The 2,871-nt window shown below is 71.4% G+C and carries 3 protein-coding genes; 2 read left to right on the top strand and 1 reads right to left on the bottom strand.

Annotated elements, in window-relative coordinates; translation table 11 throughout:
- The coding region (locus D1350_RS23370) for a hypothetical protein (RefSeq protein WP_206074660.1) at positions 1-618 on the bottom strand (618 nt) is incomplete at its 3' end.
- A gap of 268 nt (positions 619-886) precedes the next feature.
- Between D1350_RS23370 and D1350_RS23365 the strand changes: the two genes are divergently transcribed.
- Together D1350_RS23365 and D1350_RS23360 are read left to right on the top strand one after the other, a co-directional pair.
- Positions 887-2,152 (top strand): helix-turn-helix domain-containing protein, encoded by a 1,266-nt coding sequence (locus D1350_RS23365; protein WP_164545303.1) that lies wholly within the window; start codon positions 887-889, stop codon positions 2,150-2,152.
- A gap of 119 nt (positions 2,153-2,271) precedes the next feature.
- Positions 2,272-2,871, top strand: a 600-nt coding sequence (locus D1350_RS23360) for a hypothetical protein (RefSeq protein ID WP_206074659.1), incomplete at its 3' end; no start/stop codon positions are given.

Raw genomic sequence — 2,871 nt, 5'->3', positions numbered from 1 at the left:
CGCCACCACCGTGCACCCGTCCGTGGGCCGCCACGCCCCCGGCACCCCGTCCGGCGTGTAGACCGGTGACGCGTCCGCGCCGTCGTTCAGCCGGTCCGCGCGGTACGCGGCGACGACATCCGCCGCCAGGGCCTCCTCGCTCTCGATGAAGAGGGGCGGCTGGTGGCGCGCGGTGAAGGCGGCGTCGATCGTCGCCGACTGGCCCGGGAACAGGTCCTTGAGGAGGTCTCGCGCGACCATGCCTGTCGCGAGGTCCCCGTTGACGGACGGCGACGCGTAGAAGAAGGATCCGCCCAGGTAGTTGCGGTACCCCTTGATCACTGTCTCCTTCTGCGAGGCGTAGCTCCACCACGCGGAGTTGATCGTGTCGTGGATCGCGGCGTGCACGATCGCGTCTGCGCGTGCCAGGACCGTCGGTCCCGCGGTGGACCCGGCGTGCAGGTCGAGCAGCACCTGGTTCCAGTAGTAGACCGTGTCCGGGCTGGTGCCTCCGGAAGTGGTCGTGGCGACCACCGCTGTGGGCGCGACCGGCGCTGCCTCGGCGACGTGGGGAGCGACGAAGCTCGTCGCCAGGGCTGCGAGCACAGCGGCTGTTGCCGCTGCGATGCGTCGTGGCATGCGTTCCTCCTTCAGGGCCCGCCGCTGTGCTTGGGCGGGGTGTGGTGAAACTTTTGCCCACTGCGCTTCTCACCGGAAGATCGCCGGACGACCCCGGATGACCCCGGACGATCCGCCAAATAGTGCGCCCACCTGGGATCTTCCTGGGTTCTCCCCGAAGTCTGCCCGGAAAGTTACGACTGGTCACTATGGAACAGCCGTGCTACATCGCTAACCTGCGAAGGTTCACCCTGTGCTTCGACTTGATAGAGCCATGGAGGATCCTTTGTTGGACATCTCGGTCACTCCAGACCCGCGGTCGGTCCGCACCGTTGCGGACCTCGCGACCCGCCTTCGAGAGCTCAAGACCTGGACAGGGAACCCTTCGTTCGAGGAGCTGCGGCGCCGGACCGGCGTCCCGCGCAGCACGTTGGCGGACGCGCTGCGTCCGGACCGTCGGCGTCCGCCGTCGCTCGACGTCGTGCGACGGATCGTCCGGGCCTGCGGCGTCGACCCGGCGTCGGCCGGCGCGTGGGAGGCGGCGTGGCGGCGCGTCGTCGGCGCCCTGGTGCCCGTGGCGGAGCGGCATCACGTGACCCTGCTGCCGCCGGACGTCGGAGACCTGCCCGGTCGCGATCTCGAGCTCGTGCGGCTGGACGGGCTGGCTCAGCAGGCGTCCGGGTCGCCCGTCGTCGTGACGGGCGCCGCCGGTGTGGGCAAGACCGCGCTGGTCCTGCGCTGGGCGCACCGCAGGCGGCTCCGCTACCCGGACGGGCACCTGTACTTCGACCTGCGGGCACGCAAGGGAGACAAGGTCGCGCCCGCCCAGGTGGCACGCGAGTTCCTCCGGGCGATGGGTGCCACCGAGGCCGACCTCCACAGCGGGGACGAGGCGTGTCTCGCCAGGTTCCGGTCGACCGTGTACGCCCGCCGCACCCTCATCGTGCTCGACGACGCCGCAGACGCCGCCCAGGTGCTGCCCCTGCTCCCCGGGGGACCGCTGTGCTCCGTCGTGGTGACGAGCCGGCACCGGCTCGACGACCTCGCGGTCCAGGCAGGCGGGAGGCTCGTCACTGTCGGTTCGCTCGAGCCGGCAGCCGGGGAGTCGTTGCTCGTGACCCTGACGGGTGCCGATCGGGGCGACCCGCTCGTGGCCGACGTGGTCCGCCTCTGTGGCGCCTCCCCTCTCCTGCTGCGTGCTGCAGCCGCCTGGCTGTCGGACCGGCCCGACCGGAGCCTGCGGACGCTGCGATCCCGGCTGGAGCGCGGGCAGCACTTTGCCGTGCTGTCCCGGCCGGACGAGAGCTGCCCCGTGCGGCAGGTGTTCGCCAGCTGGTACGGGTCCCTGCCCGAGCGCGCACGGGACCTGGTCGTCGCGATGGCCGCCGGCCGCCGCCGCGCGTTCGCCGCCGCCGACCTCTGGCTCGTCGGCCGGGACGCGCCGCACCTCCTCGAGCAGCTGGTCGCGTGCCATGCCCTGGTCCCCGTCGGCCGAGGACGGTACGCACTGCACGAGCTGCTGCGGAGGTATGTCCGCGAGTGCGTCCGACGCTGACGGGCAGCATCCGGGTTCGTCCGGAAATGTCCGGGAACCTTCCAGCGGGCTCACAGGAGAGATCACGATCGGTGCCCGGCGCCCCAGCCGGGAGCCGACGATCCCTCCAAGGAGTCACCATGAGACACCGGTTCACAGCGATGCTCGTCGCTGTCGTCGCCGTCCTGAGCACGACAGTGACCGCCTCCAGCGCGGCTGCGTCGCAGCTGCCTACCCCCAAGCCGTCGCCGCCCGCCGTCCTGGCGTCGACCGCAGGCACCGTCTACTACTGGAACGACCTTCTGCTGGAACTCCACGCCGCCTCGAACGACGGGCCGACGGTGCTGGCGCGCGCCGACGCGATCGTGCATGCCGCGATCTTCGACACGATGAACTCGGCCCGGTGGGCGAAGCAGGGCCTGACCGGGTCGGGTTTCAACGGCTACTTCACGATCGCCGTCGACACCGCCAAGGGGGTCGACGACGACCTGGCCGTCGGGCTGGTCGCGCGAGACCTCCTCAAGGAGCTGTTCGCCGGACAGTCGGCGCGCATCGACGCGGCGTACGCGTCCCGGCACGGGACCGACACCGTCACCAGCGCCGAGCAGACGCTCGCGTCCACGGTGATGGGTGCCTACCGGTCCCAGCGGCTGAACGACGGCGCGGACGCGTCGCCGGTCTACACGCCGGACGGGGTGCCCGGGGCGTGGCGCCCCACCGACGGCTGCACCGTCGTGGCA

This window comes from Antribacter gilvus, assembly GCF_003946865.1.
Lineage (GTDB): Bacteria > Actinomycetota > Actinomycetes > Actinomycetales > Cellulomonadaceae > Antribacter > Antribacter gilvus.
This window is presented reverse-complemented; position numbering and strand designations above follow the sequence as displayed.